Here is a 26,461-nt window from a genome sequence, read left to right on the forward strand (position 1 = left end):
TGGACACGATGAGGCGTCAGAAAGACAAACCGCGCCTGTGAATGCTCCAGTGTCACTCGTTCATGAGATCTCGGTGCTGTGGGGGGAATACCTCAACGGTTGCGAGGTTGGGGCGGATGACGATTTCTTCGCGCTCGGCGGGAATTCCTTGATCGGAATCCAGATTATCGACCGAGTTTCTCAGGACTACGGCGTCGAGTTGTCTGTGCGTGCCTTCTACCTGGCGCAGACCCCGGCTCGGGTCGCCGAGCTGATCGCCCGGGGGAGGTCGCTGCCGTGAGGTTGACACCGGGTACCGGGAGCGACATCGACCTCGGCCGCGTCGACCTGTTCGACCTGGATCTCTACACCTCGGGCGATCCGCACGCGATCTGGGACGTGATGCGGGCGAAGGCACCCCTGCATCACCAAGTCCTGCCGGACGGCAGGGAGTTCTGGTCGGTGACGCGCTACGACGATGTCTGCCGCGTGCTCGGCGACCACCGGGACTTCACCTCGGAGCGCGGCACGGTGGTCACCCACCTCGGGGAGGACGACGTCGCGGCGGGCAGGCTGATGACGTCCACAGACCCACCGCGGCACACCGAGGTCCGCAGGGCGATCGGCTCCAAACTCACCGCGAGGGCCGTGGCCTCCTGGCAGGACCGGATCCGGAAGGCGACCGTGCACTTCCTCGAACCGGCGCTCGACGGCGGCACTTTCGACCTGGCCGAGCAGGCGCTGCTCCTCCCGGCGATCGTGACGGGCCCTGTCCTGGGGATCCCGGAGCGGGACTGGGAAGAACTCGTGCAGCTGACCGCGATGGTCACGGCCCCCTCGGACCCGCACTTCCAGCACGGCAGCGAAGCCGCGACGCTGGCCATTTCCCACCACGAGCTCGTCACCTACGTCACTGACTGGGTCAAACGGCGACGGAAGACCGGAGGTGAGGACGGGAGCCTGCTCGACCACCTCATGAGCGTCCGCGCGGGAGACGCACCACTGACCGACGAGGAGATCGCCCTCAACGGTTACAGCATCCTCCTGGGCGCCAACGTGACGACGCCGCACACCATCTCGGGCACGGTGCACACGCTCATAGAGGGGCCTGAGCAGTTCGAGAAGGCGCAGGCCGACCCGTCGCTGGTTCCGAACCTGGTGGAGGAAGGACTGCGCTGGACATCGGCCGCGTGCAACTTCATGCGGTACGCGGTGAACGACATTCAGATCGGCGGGGGCACGGTCCCGGCCGGCGGGGCGGTCGTCGCGTGGATCGGGTCGGCCAACCGGGACGAGTCCCAGTTCCCCGATCCGCACGAGTTCGACATCACGAGGAGCGGCGCGAAGCGCCAGGTCGCGTTCGGGTTCGGGCCGCACTTCTGCATCGGGGCACCGCTGGCCCGGCTGACCCTGCGCATCTTCTTCGAGGAACTGCTCCAGCGGTTCGCATCGATCGACCTCGCCGGCGAACCGCAGCACCTGCGGTCGTACTTCATCGCCGGGATGACCCACCTCCCCATCGTCGCCCAGAAACGAAAGACGTCATGACAACCGGCTCCACCACCGACATTTCGCCGTGGTTCGTCCGGCCACCATCCACCGACCACCCCGCCCGGATCTTCTGCTTCCCCTACTCCGGGACCGGGGCGTCGGCCTTCAGCGCCTGGCCGGCCATGATTGCCGACACCGCGGTCTGTCCGGTGCAGTTCCCTGGCCGCGAGAACCGGCTGGCCCATCCCCACTACGGCACCTACGAGAACCTTGCCGACTGCCTGGTCGAACCCCTGATGCCACTGCTCGACCGGCCGTTCGCCTTCTTCGGGCACTGCGCGGGCGCGCTGCCCGCGTACGAGACCGTGGTACGGCTCGCCGAACTCGGTCTGCCCGGGCCGGACTGCCTCTTCGTGTCGGGCCAGCCGGCACCGCACGACGCCTCGCGTGACCGGATGCTCACCATGACCGAACCCGAACTGCGCGCCGAGGTGGAGTCGTTCGTCCGCGGTCGGGGCATCGAACCACGGCCGGACATGGTCGATGTGGGCCTGTCCGTGCTGCTTGGGGATCACGCCGCCGCGCGTGCGTACCGGCGGACGGAGCCGGTCGAGGTGCGATGCCCCATCGTCGTACTGCACTGGCGGGACGACCCGGAGACGAGCCTCGATCAGCTCCAGGGGTGGCGTCGGTACTCGGATTCGGTCGACTTCCAGGTTGTGGACGGCGGGCACTACGACTTCGCGAACGCGCCCGACAAATTGCGGGAGTTGTTGACCTGTTGGCGGTGAACGCGGTGCAGCTCTCAGCAGCCGTGTGGCGGGAGAACCGGAAGGGGTTCGCATGAGTGGAGCAGCTGCCGATATCGCCGTCATCGGGATGTCGTGCCGCTTCCCCGGTGTGCAGAATCTGGGTGAATTCTGGCGCTTGCTGCTCGACGGGAGATCGACCGTCGGGAAGTTTCCCGCGCATCGGTCGGTCGCCTCGACCCCCACCTCTCACCCGGACATCGTCACTATGACATCGGGTTCGTTCTTCGATTCCATCGACGGATTCGATGCGGAGTTCTTCGGAACGGGTTCAGCGGAAGCGACCGCGATGGACCCCGCGCAGCGGCTGGGACTGGAACTCGCCTGGGAGGCTGTCGAAGACGCCCGCATTTCGGCGAGCGCGCTCGCGGGCCGCGAGATCGACGTCCTGGTCGGTGCCGGACCTTCCGGATACGACGTGCTGCGCAGGCTGTCCGGCAGCGACCGGGACGACCACTACGCCGCGCTGGGTTCGAGCGGTGCGTTGATAGCCAACAGGATCTCCAGCCTGTTCGACGTACGCGGTATGAGCTTCTGCGCGGACTCGGGCCAGTCCTCGGCGCTCGTGTCCTTGGCGCTGGCGTGCGAACGGATCCGCAGCGGCGCGGTCGACATGGCGCTCGTGGGCGGCGTGAACCTGATCGTCGATCCGGAAGAGGGACTCGGCCTGGCGAACCTGGGTGCCTTGTCGCCTGACGGCCGCTGCTTCACCTTCGACGAACGGGCCAGCGGTTTCGTCCGGGGAGAGGGCGGCGGATTCGCCCTGCTCAAGCGGCTCGACCTCGCGGTCGTTGACAGTGATCACATCTACGGGGTGGTCCGTGGCTGGGGTGTTGGCAGCGGTGGTGCGTCCTCGCGGATGCCGGATCCCAGCCCTGGTGCCCAGGCGGCGACCGTGCTGTCCGCGCTCCGACGCGCGGCCGTTTCGTTCGTGGGCGTCGACTACGTCGAGGCCCACGGCACCGGAACACGGCTCGGCGATCCGGCCGAAATCTCCGGCCTGCGTGAGGTGTTCCGGAAAACTGGACGCCGTCACCCTCTGGTGATCGGCTCGGTGAAGACGAACGTCGGGCACCTGGAGTCGGCCGCGGGGATCGTCGGCTTCATCAAGTCTGTGCTCTGCCTTGACCGCGCTCACCTGGTTCAGAGTCTGAACTTCAGGTCTCCGAACCCCGCCATCCCGGACTTCCAGGAGGACTTCGAAGTCCTCAGCGCCGCGCGGCGCTGGCCCAGTGCGCAGGGCCGGCCACGGCGGGCAGGGGTGTCGGCGTTCGGGATGGGTGGCACGAACGCGCACGTGATCCTCGAAGAGGCACCCCAGGAACAGACGGAATTCCGTGCATCGAGTGAGGGCGCGGCCTCCGTGGATGTCTCCGGGGTGGTGCCGTGGGTGCTGTCGGCACGGTCGGAGCCCGCACTGCGGGAGCAGGCGGCACGACTGCGGGATCGCGTGGCTGCGGACGCATCGCTGTCCACGGCCGACGTGGGGTACTCCCTGGTGTCGACGCGGTCGTCGTTCGCACACCGGGCGGTATTGCTGAGCGGTGGCCGTGAGGAGTCGCTGGCCGGGCTGGACCTCGTGGCGGCAGGCGAGAACTCGGTGCGGGTGATCCGTGGTGTGGCCGAAGGACCACCGCTGGGTCCAGTGGTCTTCGTGTTCCCTGGTCAGGGCTCGCAGTGGGCCGGTATGGGGAGGCGGCTGTACGCCGAGTCGGCGGTCTTCGCTCGCGGCGTCGACGAGTGCGCGATGGCCTTGGCGCCGTGGACGGACTGGTCACTGGTCGATGTGCTGACCGGAGCGGAGTCGGCCGCGTCGACGGACCGGGTGGACGTGGTGCAGCCGATGTTGTTCGCGGTGATGGTGTCGCTGGCGCGGGTGTGGCAGTCGCTGGGTGTGGTCCCCGAGGCCGTGGTGGGGCACTCGCAGGGCGAGATCGCCGCCGCGTGCGTGTCGGGTGCGCTCTCGCTCGACGACGCGGCGCGAATCGTTGCCTTGCGCAGCCGGTCCCTGACCGAACTGGCCGCCCTGGGCGGTGGGATGAGTGCGGTGTCCGCGTCCCCCGAATGGGTTCGGGACCGGCTGGGGGCGTGGTCCGGGCGGCTCTCCACGGCCGCAGTCAACGGGCCCGAATCGGTAGTGATCTCCGGGGACGACGACGCGCTGGAGGAGTTCGCCGGGAGGGCGGCCGGTGAGAGAGTCCGGGTGCGACGGGTCAACGTGGGCTACGCGTCGCACTCCAAGCACGTCGAACGCATCCGTGATCGTGTGCTTGTGGACCTCGCGGGTATCTCGCCGAGGAAGACGCCGGTCGAGTTCCATTCCACTGTCACCGGCGAGGTGCTCGACCCACACGCTCTCGACGGACCGTACTGGTACGACAACCTCCGCTCGATGGTGAGATTCGGCGAGGTGGTCGAGAACCTGATGCGAGACCGCGGTGGTGTGTTCGTCGAAGTCAGTCCTCATCCTGTGCTCCAGGTGGCGATGGAGGAGGCCGCCGACTCGCTGGCTGCCTCACCGGTGGTGGTGGGCACGCTGCACAAGGACGACGGGAGCGCGGGCAAGGTCCTGGCGTCGCTGGCCGAACTGCACGTGCGTGGTGTGCCGGTGAACTGGGAGGCGACGTTCCTCGCGCACCGGCCGCGCCGGATCGACCTGCCGACCTACCCGTTCCAGCGGCAGCGGTACTGGCTGACAGCACCCGAAGAGAGCGACACCACTCCCGTTGTCGCCGGTATCAGGACAGCCGACCTGGGCTCGGAAGCATCGATTCTCCATCTCGTGTACGCCGAAACCGCACTGGTGCTGGGCCAGAAGGACGCGGATCTGACGGGTGTCGACCTCGCGGCAAGGGGGACCGACACCTTCAAGGAGCTGGGTTTCGACTCCTCGATGGCGGTGCGGCTTCGTAACCGGCTCACCGCGGCGGCCGGTGTGCGGCTGCCGGCCACCGTCGCGTTCTCCTACCCCACTCCGCAAACGCTCGGGCATCACATCTTCTCCCTCCTTGAGCCGGAGGCGCCCGATGTCCCGGAAGCGCTCAGGGAATCGAGTCCGGAGAACCACAGCGATGACGAACTGTACGAATTGATCGACCGCGGATACGTGTAGCAACCCGTTCGTCCAAGTAACAGTCGGGGAGGCCTTGGTGGAGGACGTCGACAAGCTGCGGTCCTACTTGCGACGCGCCGTCGGCGATGCGCAGGCCCTGCGCCGGCGGGTGCGCGAGTTGGAGGAGTCCACTCGCGAGCCCATCGCGATCGTGGGCGCGGGGTGCCGCTTCCCGGGCGGGGTGATGTCCCCCGAAAAGCTGTGGGGGGTCGTGTCCGACGGTGTGGACGCGATAGGTGACTTCCCACTGGATCGTGGGTGGGACCTGGAGTCGCTGTACGACCCGGACCCTGAGGAGCATGGCAAGACGTACACCCGCTCGGGCGGGTTCCTCCCCGATCTCGCCGAGTTCGACGCGGCCTTCTTCGGGATCAGCCCGCGAGAGGCGCTGGCGATGGATCCGCAGCAACGGTTGATGCTGGAGACGTCGTGGGAGGCGTTGGAGCGGGCGGCCATCGACCCGGCCGGGTTGCGGGGTTCGGCGACCGGGGTGTTCACCGGGATCTACGGGGTCGACTACGGCCCGCGGATGGGCGGCGGCGCGGCCGGCGAGGCGGAGGGTTTCGCGATCACCGGCACGTACACCAGCGCGGCCTCGGGCCGGGTGGCGTACGTGCTGGGCCTGGAGGGTCCCGCGGTGTCCGTGGACACGGCGTGCTCCTCGTCGCTGGTCGCCATCCACCAGGCCGTGCGGTCCCTGCGCTCCGGGGAGTGCACGCTGGCGTTGGCCGGCGGGGTGTCGGCGCTGCCGACTCCGGGGCTGTTCGTGGAGGTCGCCCGGCAGCGGGGTCTGTCGGCCGACGGGCGGTGCAAGTCGTTCGCGGCGGCGGCCGACGGCACCGGCTGGGGCGAGGGCGCGGGCGTTCTGGTGTTGGAGCGGTTGTCGGACGCACAGCGCAATGGGCGTCGGATCTGGGCGGTGATCCGTGGCTCGGCGATCAACCAGGACGGGGCCTCCAACGGCTTGACCGCGCCGAACGAACTGGCCCAGCGGCGGGTCATCCGAGCAGCCCTGGCCGACGCCGGGCTGTCACTCGCCGAGGTGGACGCGGTGGAAGCACACGGGACCGGCACGAAGCTGGGAGATCCCATCGAGGTGGAAGCACTGCTGGCTACCTATGGGCAGGACCGGGAACCCGGCAGCCCGCTGTGGCTGGGCTCGCTGAAGTCGAACATCGGCCATACGCAGGCAGCCGCGGGCGTCGGCGGGGCGATCAAGATGATCATGGCGATGCGTCATGGGGTCCTGCCCAAGACCTTGCACGTGGACCGCCCGACCCCGCACGCCGACTGGTCGGCCGGGGCGGTGGAGCTACTGACCGAAGCTCGGGACTGGCCCGGCACACCGGGGCGGCCCCGGCGCGCCGGCGTGTCGTCCTTCGGGGTCAGCGGCACGAACGCGCACCTCATCCTTGAGGAGGCACCTGAGGCGGAGCCGGCCGTGGCTCGTCCGGCCGGGGATTCCGGCACCGGTCAGGTATTGGCCGGCGTTCCCCGAGCGGTGCCATGGGTGCTGTCGGGGCGGTCGGCGGAGGCGCTGCAGGAGCAGGCGCTGCGGCTGCGGGAGAGGGTGGCCGCAGACTCGGACCTGCCTGTCGCGGCGGTCGGGCATGCGCTCGTGGCGACGCGATCGATGTTCGGGCACCGCCAGGTGGTGATCGGTGCCGACCGGGACGAGCTGCTCGCCGGCCTGGCCGCCGTGTCCGAGGGAGGCAGGAGTCCCGCCGGTGTGGTGTCCGGCGTCGCGAAGCCGACGGGCAGGACGGTGTTCGTGTTCCCCGGCCAGGGCTCGCAATGGGTCGGTATGGGACGGGAGTTGTGGGAGTCGAGCCCGGTCTTCGCCGAACAGTTGCGTGCGTGCGCGGAAGCGCTGGAGCCGTGGGTGTCCTGGTCGTTGACCGACACCGTGTGCGGGGGGCCGGAGGCGGCGGACCTAGACCGGATCGATGTCGTCCAACCGGTGCTGTTCGCTGTGATGGTGTCGTTGGCGGAAGTGTGGCGTTCCCTCGGGGTGACACCGGACGCCGTGATCGGCCACTCCCAGGGCGAGATCGCCGCGGCCTGCGCGGCGGGCGCCCTGACCCTGGAGGACGGGGCCAAGATCGTGGCACTGCGGTCCCGGATGCTGGCCACGACCGCCCAGGACGGCGGCATGGCAGGCATCGTGGCACCGGAAGACCGGGTGCGGGAGCTGCTGGAGCCGTGGGAGTCCCGGGTCGCGATCGCCGCGATCAACGGACCGTACTCGACGAGTGTCTCGGGCGAGGCCACTGCCGTCAGGGAGCTGGTGGCGGCCTGCGAATCCCAGGGCGTTCGCGCGCGCTGGATCCCGGCGAGCGTCCCAGGGCACTCGCCGCTGATGGACCGGTTCGAGGACCGGCTCCGGGACGAGCTGGGCCACATCGCACCGGTTGCCTCCCCCGTGGAGTTCTACTCGACGGTGACGGGTGGACCGATGGACACCGCGGAGCTGAACGCGGCCTACTGGTTTCGCAACATGCGTGAACCGGTCCAGTTCGAAGCCGCCATGAAGCGCCTCCTCGAAGCGAAGTACGGCGCCTTCGTCGAAGCCAGCCCACACCCCCTGCTCACGATCAACATCCAGGTGATGCTCGACACCACCCCCGGTGCCGACGGGGTGGTCGTGGGTTCACTGCGCCGTGGCGACGGCGGGTCGGCCAGGTTGTACCGGTCGGTGGCCGAGGCCTTCGTGGCGGGCGTCGAGGTCGCGTGGGAGGCGGCCTTCCCTGGCTGGGACGGCCGGTGGGTCGAGTTGCCCACGTACGCATTCCAGCGGCAGCGCTACTGGCTGGACACGGCGGACGAGAGCACCACCCGGAGCACGTCGGACCACCCACTGCTCGACGCCGTGATCGATCTGCCCGATGACGGAGAGCGCGGTGGAGTGGTGGGCAGCGGGCGCCCGTCGCTGAAGCGCCACCCGTGGCTCGCCGACCACATGGTCCACGGTGCCGTCCTGGTGCCGGAGACAGCGCTGGTGGAGATGGCGGTGTGGGCGGCGCACAAGGCGGGGTGCGACGTCGTCGACGAACTCACGCTGGAGACACCGCTGTTGCTCTCCCGGACGGCTGACCGTGAGATCCGTGTCGTTGTTGACGACAAGTGGGTGATCGGTGTGCACTCACGCGTCGAGGGCGAAGCCGAGTGGACGCGGAACGCCGTCGGGGTCCTCGGGGTCGACACCGGAGGCACCCGACGGGAGACGGACCTCACCGCGTGGCCTCCGGCGGGCGCGGTCGAAGTGCCCTTGGAGGACGCCGGGTTGTCCGTCCTCGGGTTCGACGACGGGCCCCTGCGTCGTGGCCTGAAGGAGGTGTGGCGCCGCGACGACGTCCTGTTCGCGGAGGTGGAGCTAGCCGCGCTCGACGGCACCGGTTCGGGCGGGTTCCGGATCCATCCGGCATTGTTCCAGGCCGCGTTGCTGCCGATCGGCCTCGGGCCGTTCCTCGACGCCTCCCGGCCCGAAGGATGGCTGCCGTACCGCTGGACCGGGATCCGCCTGAACTCCGCGACGGTGACCGCGCTGCGCGTCCGGCTCGCACCGGCGGGGGAGAACACCGTGTCCGTGACCCTCGCGGATCAGGATGGAGCGCCGGTCGGCGGTGTCGCCTCCCTGATCCTGCGGCCCGCTGACGTAGGGCAGTTGACCGAGCTGAGCTTCGACCGCCGGGACTCGCTGTTCCGGGTTGAGTGGGCCCCGATCCGGGTCCCGTCCGGCGCCGCCGCGGGCCGGTACGCGGTGATCGGAGCGCCCACCGAGGTCACCGCGGCCCTCGGACGAGGCGGAGCGGTCTTCGAGGGCCTCGATCAACTCGCCGCCTCCGACCGGGCGACACCGCCCGTCGTCATCGCTTGCCTCGACCCGGCGCACGCGAGCGACGACGACACACCCGCCTTGGCCGAGCGGAACGTCCACCGTGTGCTGCGGTGGACACGGGACTGGCTCTCCGACGACCGGTTCGCCGAGTCGCGACTGGTCATCGTGACGCGGGGTGCGATCCACGACGACCGGAATCCCCGCACCGACCCTGCGGCGACCGCGGCCTGGGGATTCGTGCGCACCGCACAGACCGAGAACCCGGGCCGGTTCGTGCTCGTCGACACGGACGATCAGGTCGCTTCGTGGGCCTGCGTTCCGGCGGTGGCGAGGACCGGAGAACCTCAACTCAGGATCCGGGCAGGTGCCTTGACCGTTCCCCGACTGGCCCACGCCCGCGGGTCCCTCGGCCGGACCGATCGCGTCTCCGATCTCGGCTGTGGGACGGTGCTGATCACGGGAGGCACCAGCGGCCTCGGAGCGCTGATGGCCCGACACATCGTGGAACGGCACGGAGTGCGCCGGCTGGTGCTTACCAGCAGGCGTGGGTCTGAGGCTCCTGCGGCGGCAGAGCTGAAGGCGGCGCTGACCGCGGCGGGTGCCCAGGTCGAGATCGTGTCTTGCGACGTCACGAACCGGGAGTCCGTCGCCGAGCTGATCGCCGCGGTGCCGGACGAGCACCCGTTGACGGCAGTGATCCACTGTGCAGCCGCGCTGGACGACGGAGTCGTCGAGGCGCTGACCGACGACCGCGTGGACTCGGTACTGGCGCCGAAGGTGCGTGGCGCCTGGCACCTGCACGAACTGACCAAACACCTGGACCTGTCCGCGTTCGTGCTGTTCTCCTCGATCGCGAGTGTGCTCGGGACGGCAGGGCAGGCCAACTACGCGGCGGCCAACGCGTTCCTCGACGGGCTGGCGGAAGCCCGCCGAGCCGAGGGACTGACCGCCGTCGCGCTGTGCTGGGGCTACTGGGCCGAACGCAGCGAACTCGGCACAGATGTCGGCGAGTTGGACATCGAGCGGCTACGGCGGCAGGGCGTGCGGCCGATGTCGTCGAGCGAGGGGCTCGCACTCTTCGACGCGGCGATCGCGCGCGACGAGCCCGTGCTGGTGCCTGCACGGCTCAACCTCCTGCCATTGTCCGGGCCGAGCGCCAGTCACGAGAGCCCCCCGCTCCTGCGCGGTCTGATCGGCGAATCCGCCGGTCCTGGGAGCGGGGACCGTACCGACGTCGGAATCGCGCGCCAGGTGAGGTCGCTGTCGCAGGCCGACGCGGAGGCGGTGCTGCTCGATGCCGTCCGGGCGCAGACCGCGCTCGTCCTCGGCCACGCCGACACCGGCCGGATCGGTCCCGCAACGGCCTTCAAGGACCTGGGGATCGACTCGCTCATGGCGCTGGAACTGCGGAACAAACTGGCGGCGGTCACCGGCCTGAAGCTGCCCGCCACCCTCGCGTTCGACCACCCGAACCCGAGCGCCCTCGCCCGGTTCCTGACCGCGGGCATCAACCCCGGCTCCGGGAGTGAGCAGGAATCTCCGGCCGGCCGTCTGGTCAAGGAGATCGAAGAGCTGGGCGCCCGCCTGGAGAACGCGTTCCTCGATCTCGCGGACGAGGACAAGGCCGCCATCTCCACGCTGCTCGGCGGGTTGCAGGACCGGGTCCGTTCGACGGTCGGCGACGGATCACCGGTCGGCATCGTCGACCGCATCACTGCCGCATCAGCTGGAGAGCTTCTCTCGCTGCTGGACAAAGAGCTCGGCTAGGGGAGAGCGATGACGAACGACGACAACGGCGATGTTCTCGACTACCTCAAGCGGACATCGATCGAACTGATCGAAACCCGCCGGCGCCTGAAGGAGCTGACGGAGGCCGCTGCCGAGCCCATCGCGATCGTGGGTGTCGCCTGCCGTTTCCCGGGAGGGGCGACCTCCCCGGAGGAGCTGTGGGACATGGTGCGGGCGGGCCGGGACGCGATGTCGGATTTCCCTGACGACCGAGGTTGGGACCTGGACGCTCTCTACGACCCGGACCCCGACCGCCCAGGCACCTGCTACACGCGCTCGGGCGGATTCCTGCACGACGCGGGCGACTTCGACGCAGACTTCTTCGGGATGAACCCGCGCGAGGCGTTGGCGGCGGACCCGCAGCAGCGGTTGCTGCTGGAGACCTCGTGGGAGTCGCTGGAGCGAGCCGGCATCGACCCGCAGACCCTGCGCGGCAGTGACACCGGCGTGTTCGCCGGAGTCGCGTACTTCGGGTACGGCAACCACTCCTTCACCCCAGAGGCCATCTCGGGCTACGGGCAGACCGGTTCGCTCCTGAGCATGGCGTCCGGACGCATCTCGTACGCGCTGGGCCTGGAGGGCCCGGCGCTGTCGACCGACACCGCGTGCTCGTCGTCGTTGGTGGCGGTGCACCAGGCGGTGCAGTCATTGCGGCAGGACGAGTGCGCGCTGGCACTGGCCGGAGGCGTCACCGTCATGGCGACGACACAGGTGTTCCGGGAGATGTCGCGGCAGCGGGGCCTGGCGGCGGACGGCCGGTGCAAGGCGTTCGCCGACGCGGCCGACGGCACCGGCTTTTCCGAGGGCGTCGGGGTCCTGGTCCTGGAGCGGTTGTCGGACGCGCGGCGCAACGGGCGTCGGATCTGGGCGCTGATCCGTGGCTCGGCGATCAACCAGGACGGGGCGTCCAACGGGCTGACCGCGCCGAGCGGGCTGGCCCAACAGCGGGTGATCCGGGCGGCGTTGGCCAACTCGCGGGTACAGGCCACAAACGTGGATGTGGTGGAGGCCCACGGCACCGGCACCATGCTGGGCGATCCGATCGAAGCACAGGCGGTGCTGGCGACCTATGGGCAGGACCGGGACCCGGATCGGCCGCTGTGGCTCGGGTCGTTGAAGTCGAACATCGGCCACGCGCAGGCGGCCGCGGGTGTCGGCGGGATGATCAAGATGATCATGGCGATGCGGCACCGGACGATGCCCAGGACCCTGCACGTGGACCGTCCGACGACACATGTGGACTGGTCGGCCGGAGCGGTGGAGCTGTTGACCGGGTCCATGAAATGGCCGAGTGCCCCGGGACGGCCCCGGCGCGCGGGCGTGTCCGCCTTCGGGGCCGGCGGCACCAACGCTCACCTGATCCTGGAGCAGGCGCCAGAGGACGAGGCGGTGCCCGACGCAGTCGGTCAACTGCCCGGCGGTGCGGACGGGTTGGTGCCCTGGATCGTCTCGGCGCGGTCGGCCGGGGCGCTGCGGGCCCAGGCGGAGAAGCTGAGCGACTTCGTCACAGCCGACGCGGACCTGGATGCCGCGGACATCGGCCGGTCGTTGGTGTCGAACCGGTCGCTGTTCGAGCATCGCGCGGTGGTACTGGGGCGCGGCCGGGACGAGTTGCTGAACGGCCTGGCGGCAGTGGGCGAGGGCACGGAGTCGGCCCGGGTGCTGCGCGGCCTCGCCGGGGACCTCGAGGGAACGGTCTACATGTTCCCGGGGCAGGGCTCTCAATGGGCCGGTGCCGCACGGGAGTTGTACGAGGCCTTCCCCGTCTTCGCGCGGAGCCTCGACGAAGTCTGCGAACGATTCGACGCCCAACTGCCCTTCGCGCTCAAGCCCCTTCTCCTCGCCGACGCGTCCCCGGAAGCCCGGGCCCGTCGGACCGACGTCGCGCAGCCCGCGCTATTCGCCCTGCAAGTCGCCCTATACCGCCTCATGGTGGAGTTCTGCGGGCCGCCCGACCATCTGGTCGGTCACTCGGTGGGCGAGATCACCGCAGCTCATGTGTCCGGCGCCCTCGACCTGGACAGCGCGACCAGGCTGGTGGCCGCCCGCGGGCGAGTCATGCAGACAGTTACCGAGCGCGGCGCGATGCTCGCCGTGCGTGCCTCCGAGCACGACGTGAGCGCTTTCCTCGGCCCGTACGACCGCATCGGCATCGCCGCCGTGAACGGCCCCGACTCGGTGGTGGTCTCGGGCAGCCGCGACCAGGTCGTCGAACTCCGCGAACTCCTCGTGGCCGACGGCACCTCGGCCAAGCTGCTGGAGGTCGACCACGCGTTCCACTCCCCGCTCATGGATCCCATCCTGGACGAGTTCGCGGCATCGATCGGCAGGTTCCCAGCGGGCGGGATATCGATCCCGGTCGTCTCGACCAGGCTGGGCCGCGAGGCCACGCCGGAGGAACTGACCTCCGTCACGCACTGGGTGAACCACGTCCGCGAACCCGTCCGCTTCTACACCGCGGTGGAATGTGCCCGTACGGCCGGCGCGCACGTCTTCCTCGAACTCGGGCCGGGCTCCACCCTCACCAGCATCACCAGAGAGGCGTTCGCCGTCGCGGGCGTGGACGACGCGCTGGTGCTCGCGTCGTCGCGGCGCAACCGCGGAGCCGTGGAGACCCTGCTCGGCGCACTGGCCCAGTTCCACGTCCGGGGCGGGGACGTCGACTGGGGAGCCCTGTTCGGCTCGCGCCGCTCGGTGGACCTCCCGACGTACGCGTTCCAGCGGCACCGGTACTGGCTGGACTTCCAGGCGGAGGCGGGCGCCAGGAACATGGCCTCGGCCGGACTGTCCACGGCGGAGCACCCGCTGCTGGGCGCCGTGGTGGATCACCCCGGCACCGACGAGGTGGAGTTCACCGGCCGGTGGTCCCTGCGGACCCACGACTGGCTCGCAGATCACACCGCGTTCGGCGAGGTCGTCGTGCCGGCCACGGCCTATCTGGACCTCGCGCTGTGGGCGGGCGACTTCGTCGGGTGCGCGGCCGTGGCGGAACTCTCCCTGGAAGTCCCGCTGATCCTTCCCGCCTCGGACGACGTCCGGGTGCGCGTCGTCGTCGGCGCGCCGGAGGAGACGGGACACCGCTCCCTGGACGTGTACTCACACTCCACCGGAGACGACCCGACGACCGGCGGCTGGACGCGCCATGCGACGGGGAGCCTGACACCGGGCACGGCACGGAAACCTGACGCACCGTCACTCGCCGTCTGGCCGCCGCCCGGAGCGAAGCGGCTCGACATCGACGGGCTTTACGACACGTTCGCGGATGCGGGGTTCGACTACGGGCCGACGTTCCGCGGACTGCGCGAGGTGTGGCGGCGCGGCGACGAACTCTTCGCGACGGCCACGCTGCCGACGGACGGTGACGGCTCGCTCGGTGGCGGATTCGCCCTGCATCCGGCACTGATCGACTCGGCGCTGCACGCCGTGGTGGCCGGCGGCGTCATCGCGGTGGACGGCGGCCAGGCTTGGATGCCCTTCTCCTGGTCCGGTGCGGAGCTGCTCGGGGAGTGCGGCCCGAGCGTGCGGGTCCGGATCTCCCCGGCAGGTGAGAGCGCCGTGGCCGTGACGATCGCCGACGACCACGGCCACGAGATCGCCCGCGTCGGGGCGTTGACGTTCCGGCCGGCGAGCGCCGAGCAGCTGCGCTCGGCGCGCGGCGCACACGAGCAGTCGCTGTACGAAGTGGGATGGCGACCGGTCCAGCTGCCGGAGCGGCCAACTCCTCCCGGACAGTGGGGTGTTCTAGGCAATACGAACGGCCTGGCCGCTCGGCTCTCCGGGCCGGGTGGTGGCGAGAGCGCTGTGTTGTACGCCTCCATGGACGACGCCGTCGCCGGGGAGGCACCGCGGCACCTCGTGCTCTGCCTCGACGACCTCGTCGCCGACGACCCCGACCTGCTCGCCGCGGTCGGCCGCGCGGACACACGGGTGTTGGAACGGGTCCAGCGGTTCCTCGCTGAGGAGTCGCTCGCCGGATCCACGCTGGTGGTCCTCACCCGCCTGGCCCTCGCCACCGGCGGCGGGGAGCATGTCGAGAGCCTGCCTGGTGCGTCAGTGTGGGGCCTGATCCGGTCGGCCCAGACGGAGCACCCCGGCAGGTTCCGGCTGGTGGACGTCGACGACGAGGAGGCGTCCTGGGCGGGTCTGCCCGAAGCCCTCGCCCTCGACGAGGACCAACTGGCCCTGCGCGGGGGCGCGTTCCTCGTCCCGCGCATGACGCGGACCGCACCGGCGGCCAACCGGATCGAGCCACCGGCGGTCGGCGCCCACCGGCTGGGCATCTCGGACAAGGGGACGCTGGAGAACCTGATCTGGGTCCCCTGCCCGGAGGCGGAGGCGCCGCTGACGAGCGGACAGGTCCGCGTCGCCGTGCACGCGGCGGGCCTCAACTTCCGGGACGTCACGATCGCCCTGGGGCTGGTGACGAGGACCGCCATCGACGCAGGCATCGGCAGCGAGGGCGCTGGCACCGTGATCGAGGTGGCGGACGACGTCACCGGCCTCGCACCGGGCGACCGCGTCATGGGCATCTTCTCCGGCGCCTTCGGCCGCGTGGCCGTGGCCGATCACCGCATGCTCATGCCCATCCCGGAAGACTGGAGCTACGTCGAGGCCGCGTCGGTGCCGGGTGCCTTCCTCACCGCCTACTACGCCCTGTTCCGTGTGACCAACCTGGAGAAGGGCCAACGGATCCTCATCCACGCCGCAGCCGGCGGTGTGGGAATGGCGGCCGTACAACTGGCGAAGCACGTCGGTGCCGAGATCTTCGGAACCGCGAGCCCGGCCAAGTGGCCCGCACTGCGCGCTCTGGCGCTGGACGATGCGCACCTTGCGTCGTCGCGGGACCTGGAGTTCGCGGACACGTTCCTGGAATCCTCGGGCGGTCGCGGCGTGGACGTCGTACTGAACTCGCTCGCGCACAGCTTCGTCGATGCCTCGCTGAGGCTGCTGCCCGAGGGCGGGAGCTTCGTCGAGATGGGCAAGACGGACATCCGCGAGCCCGGGCAGGTGGCGGCCGACCATCCGGGCGTCGACTACCGGGCCTTCGACCTCTACGAGGCCGGCCCGGACCGGATCAGTGAGATGTTCCGGGCCGTCATGGAGCTGTTCGCCGACGGGCGGGTGCGGTTCAACCCGATCGCCGTCCGGAACATCCGCGACGCACGCACGGCGTTTCGCGAGATGAGCCAGGGCCGCCACACCGGGAAGATCATTTTCGATCTGGGCAGCGGCTACGGCGGCGGGACCGTTCTGGTCACCGGCGGAACCGGGGGAGTGGGTTCACTGGTGGCCCGGCACCTCGTCGCCGAACACGGCGTCCGGAGCCTGGTGCTGGCCGGCCGCCGGGGAATGGCGGCCGACGGGGCCCCGGAGCTGGTCTCGGACCTGGAGAAGGCGGGCGCACGCGTCAAGGTCGTGGCATGCGATGTCGCGGACCGGGCCGCCGTGGCGGACCTCCTCGCCGACATGCCGCCCGCGTACCCGTTGACGGCGGTCCTGCACGCTGCAGGAGTGCTCGCGGACGGCACCGTCGAATCGCTGACCGCCGAGAGCCTCGACCACGTACTGCGTGCCAAGGCCGGCGGCGCGGTCAACCTGCACGAACTGACCAAGGAACACCACCTCTCCGCGTTCGTCCTGTTCTCCGCGCTCGCGGGCACACTCGGCACCGGAGGACAGGCCAACTACGCGGCGGCGAACGGCTTCCTGGACGGTCTGGCGGCGCGGCGCAGGGCGTCCGGCCTCGTCGGCACGTCCCTGTGCTGGGGCTGGTGGCAGCAGCCGAGCGGCATGACCGGGCACCTGAACGACGTCGACCTCTCGCGGGTCCGGCGGCTGGGCGTCGCCGAGATGCCGGCACCGGAAGCCCTGGCCCTGCTCGACTCGGCACGCGCGATCGACAGGCCCGTGCTCATCCCGGCCCGGCTGGACCTCCCCGCGCTGCGCAACAGGACCGGAGCCGAACTGCCGCTCCTCCTGCGCGATCTCGTCGACACCGGCCGCACCCGGCGGAAGCCGACGGGCACGAGCAGGGGCGGTTCCCCCCTCGGCCTGCCCGACGGGCTGGCCGCCCTGGCGCGGGATGAGGCGGAGACCGCCGTACTGGACTGGATCCGCCGGCAGTCCGCCCTCGTGCTCGGACACCCGTCCGGCGCGGTCGTCGACGCCGACCAGGCGTTCACCCACCTCGGATTCGACTCGCTGACCTCCGTAGAGCTGTGCAACCGCCTCGCGTCCGCGACCGGACTGCACCTGCCGACCACGCTCGTCTTCAGCTACCCGACACCACGCGACCTGGCCCGGCACCTGCTCGGCCTGCTGCGTCCGGTGCCCGACAGGAGCACGGCCGAGGACGCGGAGATCCGCGAAGCACTGCGGACCGTCCCGATCGACAGCCTGCGCAGGGCGGGGCTACTGGAGCTGGTCATGGCCTGCGCCGAACCACGCCGGCCGGACGCGGACAGCGGCGCGGACGAACTGGGGGCCATGGACCTGGAAGCACTCGTCGACCTGGCACTGGACGAGAGGGGCAAGTGACATGAACAACTCCGCGGAGCGTACGGCGGAGGGCGGGGACCGGGTCGAACGGGCGCTCCGCACACTGCTGGAGGAGCGCGACCGCCTCCGGCACGAGAACGAGGCCCTGAAGGCGGGCCGGGGCGAGCCGATCGCCGTCGTGGGCATGGCGTGCCGCTACCCGGGAGGCGTGTCGTCGCCCGAGGACCTGTGGAACATGGTCCGCGACGGCCAGGACATGGTGCGGGAGTTCCCGGCGGACCGCGGCTGGCCGGAGGTGTACGACCCGGATCCCGACACGGTCGGCGGCTCGTACACGCGTCACGGCGGATTCCTGACGGACGTGGCCGACTTCGACGCGGACTTCTTCGGCATCAGCCCACGCGCCGCGCTCGCGATCGACCCGCAGCAACGCCTGCTGCTCCAGACCTCGTGGGAGGCCTTCGAGCGGGCGGGCATCGTCCCCGCCTTGGTGCGCGGCACCGACGTCGCCGTCTTCACGGGGGCCAGCTCGTCGGAGTACGGCGCACGCTTCCTGGAGGGCAGCAAGAACGAGCTGGAGGGCTACCTGCTGCACGGCAGCGCGCTGAGCGTGGCCTCCGGCCGGGTCGCGTACGAACTGGGCCTGACCGGGCCCGCGGTGACCGTGGACACGGCGTGTTCGTCGTCACTGGTGGCCCTGCATCTGGCCGTGCGGTCACTGCGCTCGGGGGAGTGCTCCCTCGCGCTGGCGGGCGGGGCGTCGGTGATGTCGACGCCTTCGATCTTCGTCGAGTTCTCGCGGCAGCGCGGTCTGTCGCCCGACGGCCGGTGCAAGTCCTTCGCGGAGGGCGCCGACGGCACCGGTTGGGCCGAGGGGGTGGGCGTGCTGCTCCTGGAGCGGCTCTCCGACGCCCGCCGCAACGGCCACCCGGTCCTGGCCGTCGTCCGCGGTACCGCAGTGAACCAGGACGGGGCCAGCAACGGACTGACCGCGCCCAACGGCCTCGCTCAGGAGAAGGTCATCCGGCAGGCACTGGCCAACGCCGGGGTCACGCCCGCCGAGGTGGACCTGGTCGAAGCCCACGGCACCGGAACGACATTGGGCGATCCCATTGAGGCAGGCGCACTGCTGGCCACCTACGGGCAGGGCCGCACCGAGGGCAGGCCCCTCTGGCTCGGATCCCTGAAGTCGAACATCGGCCACACCCAGGCCGCGGCCGGAGTCGCCGGTGTCATCAAGACGGTGATGGCCCTGCGCCACGGCTTCCTGCCCAAAACCCTGCACGCGGCCACCCCCTCACACCACGTGGACTGGTCCTCCGGTGCGGTCGAACTCCTGGCGGAGGGGCGTGCCTGGCCCCGGACCGACGGACCGCGCCGGGCCGCGGTGTCGTCGTTCGGAGTCAGCGGCACCAACGCGCATGTGATCCTGGAGCAGGAATCGCCCCTGGAGCGGACGGACGCACACGGTCCGGGCCCGGGCGTCGTCGGTGGACTGGTGCCCTGGGTGGTGTCCGGCAGGAGCGCGGCGGCCCTGGAGCGGCAGGCGGCGGCACTGCGCGACTTCGCCGCCGCAGACGAGGGTCTCGATGTCGTCGACGCCGGCTGGTCGTTGGTGTCGAGCCGGTCGCGGTTCCAGCATCGCGCGGTGGTGCTGGGGCGCGGCCGGGACGAGTTGCTGAGCGGCCTGGCGGCGCTGGCAGAGGGCACGGAATCCGTCGGTACGGTCCGCGGCGTGGCGGGGGACCTCGGTGGCACGGTCTTCATGTTCCCGGGGCAGGGATCGCAGTGGGTCGGCATGGGCCGGCAGCTGTACGACGCCTTCCCGGTCTTCGCCCAAAGCCTCGACGACTGCGCGGCCGCACTGGCCGAGTGGGTCGACTGGTCCCTGCTCGATGTCGTGCACGGCGGGGAAGGGGCACCGACACTGGACCGGGTGGACGTGGTTCAACCCGCGTTGTTCTCGGTGATGGTGTCCATGGCCGCCCTGTGGCGGTCCTGGGGTGTGGAACCGGCCGCGGTGGTGGGGCACAGCCAGGGCGAGATGGCGGCTGCCCATGTCTGCGGTGCGCTGTCTTTGCGCGACGCCGCCAAGATCGTGGCGCTGCGCAGCAGGGCCCTGGTGAGTCTGGTCGGGCACGGCGGGATGGCCTGGGTCGCGGAGTCCCCGGATCTCGTGCAGGCACGTCTGACTCCCTGGAACCAGCGGCTGAGCGTCGCCGTCGTCAACGGACCCCGCTCGGTGGTGGTTTCAGGAGAACCGGACGCACTCGACGAATTCGTCGAGAAGATGAAAGCCGAAGGCGCACAGGCCCGGCGCATATCCGTCGACTACGCCTCGCATTCGCACCAGGTGACGCAGGTCCGCGACCAGGTGATCGGACCGCTGTCCGACGTCGACCCCAAAACCTCGGCACTGCCCTTCTATTCCACCCTGTATGGCGAGAAAATCGATACCACGGACCTGAACGCCGCCTACTGGTACAACAATCTGCGCGAGAAGGTCCTCTTCGAGTCCTCCGTCCGACGCCTGGTCGACGACGGCTTCCGGGTCTTCGTCGAGATGAGCCCGCACCCCGTGCTGGCCGTCCCGGTGCAGGAGATGGTCGAGGAGGTCGACGACGCGCTGGTCCTGTCGTCGTCGCGGCGGGACCGGGGCGAGGTCGAGGCCGTGCTCGGCTCACTGGCCCAACTGCACGTCCGGGGCGGGTCCGTGGACTGGGACACCCTCTTCGGCGCGCGGAGGCGGGTGGACCTGCCGACGTACGCGTTCCGGCGACAGCGGTACTGGTTGACCTCCGCGCCCACGGCGACCGCACCGGAGGTGGCCGCCACGGAGCCTTCCGCGGACGATGACCAGGCCGTTCCCATAGCGGAGCGCCTGTCCGGGCTTCCCGAGGGCGACGCGCGGGCACTCGTGCTGGCCCACGTCCTGGAAAGGGTCGCGGTCGTGCTCGGCCGGCCTTCTGATGAAATCCTCGACCCCGACCTGGAGTTCAAGGACAGCGGATTCGACTCATTGCTCTCGGTGGAACTGAGTAAGCGCCTGGCGGCCTCGACCGGGCTCAAGTTGCGGGCCAATCTGGTGCTGCGATACCCGTCACCGAGACTGGTCGCCGCGTACATCGCGACCTCGATGGCCGAGCGCGACCGGCAGTGATCCCACCGCGCTCCGGGTTCCTTCCACCCCCGTAGGGCCGTCCCGTCGACGGGACACTGCGAGTTCTTCGTTGAGGAGATGATCCGTGTGCGTTCGTTCAGTACGTCGTCCGCGCAAAAAGGGCTGTGGCTGGCGCAGAAAATGTCTCCCGACACGCTGAACCACGCGATGTTCCTGTGGGACGTGGACGGCGAGTTGGACGCCGGGGCCATGGAATCCGCATTCCGGCACGTGCTGGAGGAAGCGCAAGTACTGCGCGTCAACTTCGTCGAAGAGGACGGCGAATTGCGGCAGGTTCCCCATGAACTGGGCGACTGGCGGCCGTTCTTCATGGATGTCGGCAACGCGGCAGATCCCGAGCAGGCGGCCCGGGAGGTGCTCGCGGACCTGGTGGGCCGACCGTTCGACCTGGAGCGCGATCTGCTGTTCCGGCTGGGCGTGGTCGCCCTCGCGCCGACACGCTCCCTCGTGGTGATCGCCTACCACCACCTCGTGTCGGACGGATACGGCGCGGGCGGTCTGCTGTCCGGGCGCCTCGCCGAGGTGTACACGGCGTTGGTGCGGGGCGAGCGGATACCGGAACCGCCGCACCCGTGGGACATCGAGTCGTTCGCGGCCCAGGGGGCCGAATACCTGACCTCCGAGACGTTCACCGACGACACGGAGTTCTGGCGCACCTACCTGACGGACCCGCCCTCGCCGGCCCAGCTCCCGCGCGTCGCCCTGTCCGACAGCACGCGGTCCGTGCTCGGCGAACCCCTGAGCAGCGCCGACCGCTGGTCGCAGCTGGCCGACTCCATCGGCATGGCGAGCCGCACGCTGACCGTCCCGCGTGCCGAGGCGGACACTTGGACCGAGGCCGCGAAGTCCATGGGCGTGTGGATGTCGTCGCTCCTCGCCGCGGCGGTGGCGGTGCTCGTGCGGCACCGCTGCGAGCAACCGGAGTTCCTCCTCTCGCTGGCCGTGGGCAATCGCGCCGGAGCGGCCGCCGAAACGCCGGGCGTGGCCGTGAACGTGGTGCCGATGCGGGTGCGGGTGCCGCTCGACGCGACCTTCACCGGGATCGCCGACGCGGTGCTCGACGAGACGTACGAGATCTTCGGTCACACCGCCTGCCACTACTCGGACATCCAGCGAGCCGCCGGAACCGTCCTCAATGGCCGCGGCAGCTTCGGCACTGTCATCAACGTCGTCGACTTCGCGGAGCAGCTCCACTTCGCCGGCCGACCGGCGCGGCACATCGGCGCGACGATCGGGGCCTTCGACGAGCTCTCGGTCGGCGTGCACACCGACGGGAGCGCCGACAGCGACCTGTTCCTCCGGCTCGACGCCCCCGCGCTCCTGTACTCCGGCGCCGAACTCCGCTTCATCGGCACCGAGTTGATGGCGTACCTCCGCGCCCTGCTGGCTGCCGACCCACAACTGCCGGTCGGTGCGCTGGACGTGGTGAGCGGTGCCGAACGGGACCGGGTGCTGAGGACACCGGACGACATCGACGTCCCGGGGCTGACGGTGCCGGAGCTGTTTGCCCGTCAGGTGGCGCGAGCCCCCGAAGCTGTCGCGCTGCTGTCCGGCGAATCGGCGCTCTCGTACCAGGAGTTGGACGAGCGATCGAGTCGGCTGGCCCGGGTGCTGCGACGCCGGCGGGTCGGACCCGAGACGGTCGTGGCGGTGGCGCTGTCTCGATCGGTGGACCTGGTCGTGGCCCTGCTGGGGGTGGCGAAAGTGGGCGGGGCGTACCTGCCCATCGACCCGACGCAACCGGTGACGCGGATCAGGCCCGTGGTCAAGGACGCTGGGGCACGTCTGCTGCTCGCCGACGCCCTGACCGCCGACGCGCTCTCCGCCGAGCTGGAGGTCCCGGCGGTTGTGTTCGACGACATCCGGTCGGACACCGGCGACGACGGCGACGGCGTGCGGGAGACACCGGTCCCGCCGCACGCGGACGGCCTGTTGGCCGTGCTGTACGGCTCCGAGGCGACGGGCGCGGCCATCGGAATCGGGGTGACGCACCGGAACGTGCAGCGGCTCGTCATGGAGCACACCCCGCTCGAAGGCAGGCCCGACACCGTGCTGTGGCATGCGCCGCCCACCTCCGAGGCGCTCGCCCTCGAAGTGTGGCTGCCGCTCCTGAGCGGCGGCCGGGTGGTCGTGGCTCCCCCGGGCGAGCCGCACCTCGACACGCTGACCGAGCTGCGAGCGGCGAACGAGGTCTCCGCGATGTGGCTGCCCCCGGGCCTGTTCTCGGCGATCGCGGCGGAACGCCCCAAGTGGATCGCCGGGTTGCGCGAGGTGTGGACCGGCGGGGACCGGGTGTGCGCCGCCGCCGTGCGACGGGTTCGGGAGGCCTGCCCCGAGGTGACGATCACCAACGGCCACGGTCCGACGGAGACGACCGTCTTCGCCGTGTCCCACCGTCTGGACCCGGACGAACCCGTCCACCCCGGCGCGGTCGCCCGCCCAGCGGACGGCACCGCCTGCTACGTGTTGGGACCGGGACTGGCGCCGGTCCCCGAGGGCGTGACCGGAGAACTGTATGTGGCCGGACCAGGCGTGGCACGCGGCCGTCCCGGGCGACCGGGGCCGACCGCGGAGCGTTTCGTGGCCTGCCCGTTTGGTCCACCCGGTGGGCTCATGTACCGGACCGGCGACCGGGCGCGATGGCGCACCGACGGCCTCGTCGCGTACGTGGGGCGGGCCGACGTACAGGCCGAGAGCCGTGGTGTCCGGGTCGAGCCGGCCGAGATCGAGGAGGCGCTGTCCGAGCACCCCGGGCTGGCACAGGCAGTGGTGGTCCCCAGGAAGGACGACACCGCACAGCGTCGGCTGGTGGCCTATGCGGTTCCCGTGCGGGACCGCGAGACCGCCCTCACGGCCGCGGAACTGCGCCGGTTCGCCGTGGAACGCCTGCCCGAGTTCATGGTCCCCTCGGCGTTCGTGCTGCTGGAACGCTTGCCGGTCACGGCCGGTGAGAGGGTGGACCGTGCGTCGCTGCCGGCGCCGGTGTTCGACGGCGGGCGGTACCGGGCACCACGCAACCACACGGAACGCGTCCTGGCCGAGGCCTTCGCCGACGTCCTCCAACTGGACCGGGTGGGCATCGACGCCGACTTCTTCGACCTCGGCGGCAACTCGCTGCGCGCGATCAGACTGGTCGGTCTGATCCGGGCCGAGCTGAAAGTAGAGGTGTCCATCCGCACCCTGTTCGCGGCCCGCACCATCGCCGGTCTGTCGGACAGGTGGAAGGACCTCACGAAGTCGAGCAGGCCGACCCTGCGCAGAAGGACGAAAGGGGGCGAAGTCCTCTGAGCATCCATCGCGCGGCAACGAAGTCGCAAACAAATGTCTGGTGTACGTATGCATTTGTGTCCCGCCGGCGGGACACAAATGCACTGACCGCACGGACGTACCTTGAATTACTCGCCGTGCCGGGTCTACGTTGGCGGCGCGACCGATGAAAATGCCAGCCCGTCTGGACGTGGGAGTTTCTTGGAGCGGAAGATTACCGGTCGAAGATGCGAACAGTGCACCGTGCAGCCATGCCAGCGGGAGAATTCTCTATGGGTAATCGTGAACACGAGATCTACGACGTGGTCGGCATCGGGTTCGGTCCGTCCAACCTTTCGCTCGCCATCGCTCTCGAAGAACACGCGGCGGCTGATCCGGACAACGAGATCAGCGCCCTCTTCTTCGAGCGGCAACCCACTTTCGGCTGGCACCGCAACATGCTGCTGCCGACGACGACCATGCAGATATCCTTTCTCAAGGACCTGGTTACCTTCCGCAATCCGACGTCGAGTTTCAGCTTCATCGCCTATCTGCACGCGTCGGGGCGGCTCCCGCAGTTCGTCAACAACCAGGATTTCTTCCCCACCCGCCAGGAGTTCCACCAGTACCTGGAGTGGGCGCAGGCCCGGGTGGCCGACCGCATCGCCTACGACTCGGACGTGACGTCGATCCGGCTGCCGCGCGGCGCCGTCCCCGAGCTGTCGGACCGGCTGCGGCTGGAGGTCGCGGACGCCAACGGCAGGGCCGGCCGCGTGGTCGAGGCACGGAACGTGGTCATCTCCACCGGCCTGGTCCCGAGCATGCCCGAGGGAACCGAGCGCGACGAACGCGTTTGGCACAGCTCCGAGTTCCTGGAGAAGTACCGTCGGATGGACCCCCGGGAGCTGCGCCGGGTGGCGGTGGCCGGAGCGGGACAGAGCGCCGCCGAGATCACCAGGTTCCTGTACGACGAACTCCCGCACGCCCAGGTCTGGTCGGTCATCCCGTCGTACGGCTACTCCGTCGCGGACGACACCCCCTTCGCCAACCAGGTCTTCGACCTGGAGGCCGTTGACGACTACTACTTCGGCACCGAGCAGACCCGCGAGGCGTTCTGGCGGTACCACCGCAACACCAACTACTCGGTCGTCGACGACGACGTGATCAGGGATCTGTACCGCAGGTCGTACGACGACGAGGTACGGGGCGTCAGCCGGCTGAAGTTCCTCAACCTGACGCGGATCACCGGCGTCAAGCGCGTCGGCGCCGAGACCCGGGTCTCCCTCCAGGGCGGCCCCGACGCCGAGGTGTCCGAACTCGACTTCGACGCCCTTGTCTGCGCCACTGGCTACGAGGCCATGGAGCCCACAGGCCTGCTCGGCGATCTCGACCGCCTCTGCCTGCGCGACGAGGCGGGCCGGTACCGGGTGGAGCGGGACTACCGCATCGTCACCGCCCCCGAGGCCCGGTGCGGCATCTATCTCCAGGGCGGTACCGAACACACCCACGGCCTGACCTCCTCGCTGCTGTCGAACATCGCGGTACGCAGCGGCGAGATCGTCGACTCGATCGCCGCCCGGCGCGCGGGACACGACGTCGAGCAGGCCGTCCTCGCCGAGGTCGGCGGGGACACCCGTTGAACACCCGCACAGCCCGCGACGGAAAGGGGGCCTCTCGATGAGGAGCCCGGTGGAAGAGCGGTGGGTACGCCGCTACCGCGACGACGACGGGTGCGAGACGAAACTCGTCTGCTTCCCGCCCGCCGGCGCCGGAGCGAGCGCGTTCCGCACCTGGGCTCTGGGACTGCCCTCGGACATCGGCGTGCTCGCCATCCGGTACCCGGGCCGCGAGGACCGGTTCGGCGATCCGTTCCCGCCCAAGCTGGAAGCCCTCGCGGACGAGATCGCCGAGGCGCTCGGCGAACTGACGCGGCACCGGCTGGTGTTGTTCGGCCACAGCATGGGGGCTTCGGTGGCGCACGAGGTGGCGCTGCGGTTCCAGCAATGGGGCTGCCCGCCGGCCGCACTGTGTGTGTCCGGCAGACGGGCCACCCACGCACTGGCCGGCCGGCAGATGATCTCCGGCACGGACGAGGAGATCATCGCCCATGTCGTGAGCTTCGACGCGAGCCGTGCCGCGGTCTTCGCGGACTCCGACCTGAGGGAGATCGTGCTCCCTGCAGTCCGCGCGGACTATCACCTGGTGGACGACTATTCCGGCGGCCCCCGGCCCATGCTCGAATGCCCGGTCTACGGCTACACCGGTGACGAAGATTCCGAAGTCACCCCGGAACAGATGCGCCGCTGGGCGGAACTGACACACGGCGACTTCCGGTTCCGGGTATTTCCCGGCGGGCATTTCTATCTCAGGTTCGAAGAGGCCACACTGCTGGCGGACCTGAGCGAGATACCGGAAATGAAGAGTTCCGCACAAGGACCACCTCGTGACGCCTTCGACGCCATGGGGAAATCGGTCTGATCATTCTACTCCCGGGAACCCACCTGCACGGCGGTTTCACG

Annotated in this window: 9 protein-coding genes and 1 pseudogene; all 10 read left to right on the forward strand. The window is 70.0% G+C overall.

Annotated features, from left to right (window positions below; all coding sequences use genetic code 11):
• Nucleotides 1–49 precede the first annotated feature (49 nt).
• The 10 genes and pseudogenes from OH768_RS47345 to OH768_RS47390 all read left to right on the forward strand — a co-directional run bounded on the left by OH768_RS47345 (nucleotide 50) and on the right by OH768_RS47390 (nucleotide 26,420).
• A complete protein-coding gene (locus OH768_RS47345) occupies nucleotides 50–280 on the forward strand; it encodes a phosphopantetheine-binding protein (RefSeq protein ID WP_406463207.1) in 231 nt (76 codons plus the stop codon).
• Nucleotides 277–1,527: a cytochrome P450 gene (locus OH768_RS47350; protein ID WP_406463208.1), complete on the forward strand. Its 1,251-nt coding sequence runs from the start codon at nucleotides 277–279 to the stop codon at nucleotides 1,525–1,527. Before OH768_RS47345 ends, OH768_RS47350 begins: the two co-directional genes overlap by 4 nt.
• Nucleotides 1,524–2,261 (forward strand): thioesterase II family protein, encoded by a 738-nt coding sequence (locus OH768_RS47355; protein WP_406463209.1) that lies wholly within the window; start codon nucleotides 1,524–1,526, stop codon nucleotides 2,259–2,261. Before OH768_RS47350 ends, OH768_RS47355 begins: the two co-directional genes overlap by 4 nt.
• Before the next feature lie 52 nt (nucleotides 2,262–2,313).
• Nucleotides 2,314–5,391 carry a type I polyketide synthase gene (locus OH768_RS47360; RefSeq protein WP_406463211.1) on the forward strand — a complete coding sequence of 1,026 codons (3,078 nt, stop codon included), beginning with the start codon at nucleotides 2,314–2,316 and terminating at the stop codon, nucleotides 5,389–5,391.
• 46 nt (nucleotides 5,392–5,437) lie between these two features.
• Nucleotides 5,438–10,996, forward strand: a pseudogene (locus OH768_RS47365) (type I polyketide synthase); the annotation flags it as partial.
• A gap of 9 nt (nucleotides 10,997–11,005) precedes the next feature.
• Nucleotides 11,006–17,554, forward strand: a complete 6,549-nt coding sequence (locus tag OH768_RS47370) for a type I polyketide synthase (RefSeq protein WP_406463212.1) — start codon at nucleotides 11,006–11,008, stop codon at nucleotides 17,552–17,554.
• A 1-nt stretch (nucleotide 17,555) separates the two neighbouring features.
• A complete protein-coding gene (locus tag OH768_RS47375) occupies nucleotides 17,556–20,675 on the forward strand; it encodes a type I polyketide synthase (RefSeq protein ID WP_406463213.1) in 3,120 nt (1,039 codons plus the stop codon).
• 78 nt (nucleotides 20,676–20,753) lie between these two features.
• Complete coding sequence (locus OH768_RS47380) at nucleotides 20,754–23,984, forward strand: amino acid adenylation domain-containing protein (protein WP_406463215.1); 3,231 nt, start codon at nucleotides 20,754–20,756, stop codon at nucleotides 23,982–23,984.
• 251 nt (nucleotides 23,985–24,235) lie between these two features.
• Nucleotides 24,236–25,582 carry a lysine N(6)-hydroxylase/L-ornithine N(5)-oxygenase family protein gene (locus OH768_RS47385; protein ID WP_406463216.1) on the forward strand — a complete coding sequence of 449 codons (1,347 nt, stop codon included), beginning with the start codon at nucleotides 24,236–24,238 and terminating at the stop codon, nucleotides 25,580–25,582.
• A 37-nt stretch (nucleotides 25,583–25,619) separates the two neighbouring features.
• A complete protein-coding gene (locus OH768_RS47390; protein ID WP_406463218.1) occupies nucleotides 25,620–26,420 on the forward strand; it encodes a thioesterase II family protein in 801 nt (266 codons plus the stop codon).
• The last annotated feature ends 41 nt before the right edge of the window (nucleotides 26,421–26,461 follow it).

Source organism: Streptomyces sp. NBC_01622 (genome assembly GCF_045209635.1).
In the GTDB taxonomy this organism is placed as follows: Bacteria; Actinomycetota; Actinomycetes; order Streptomycetales; family Streptomycetaceae; genus Streptomyces.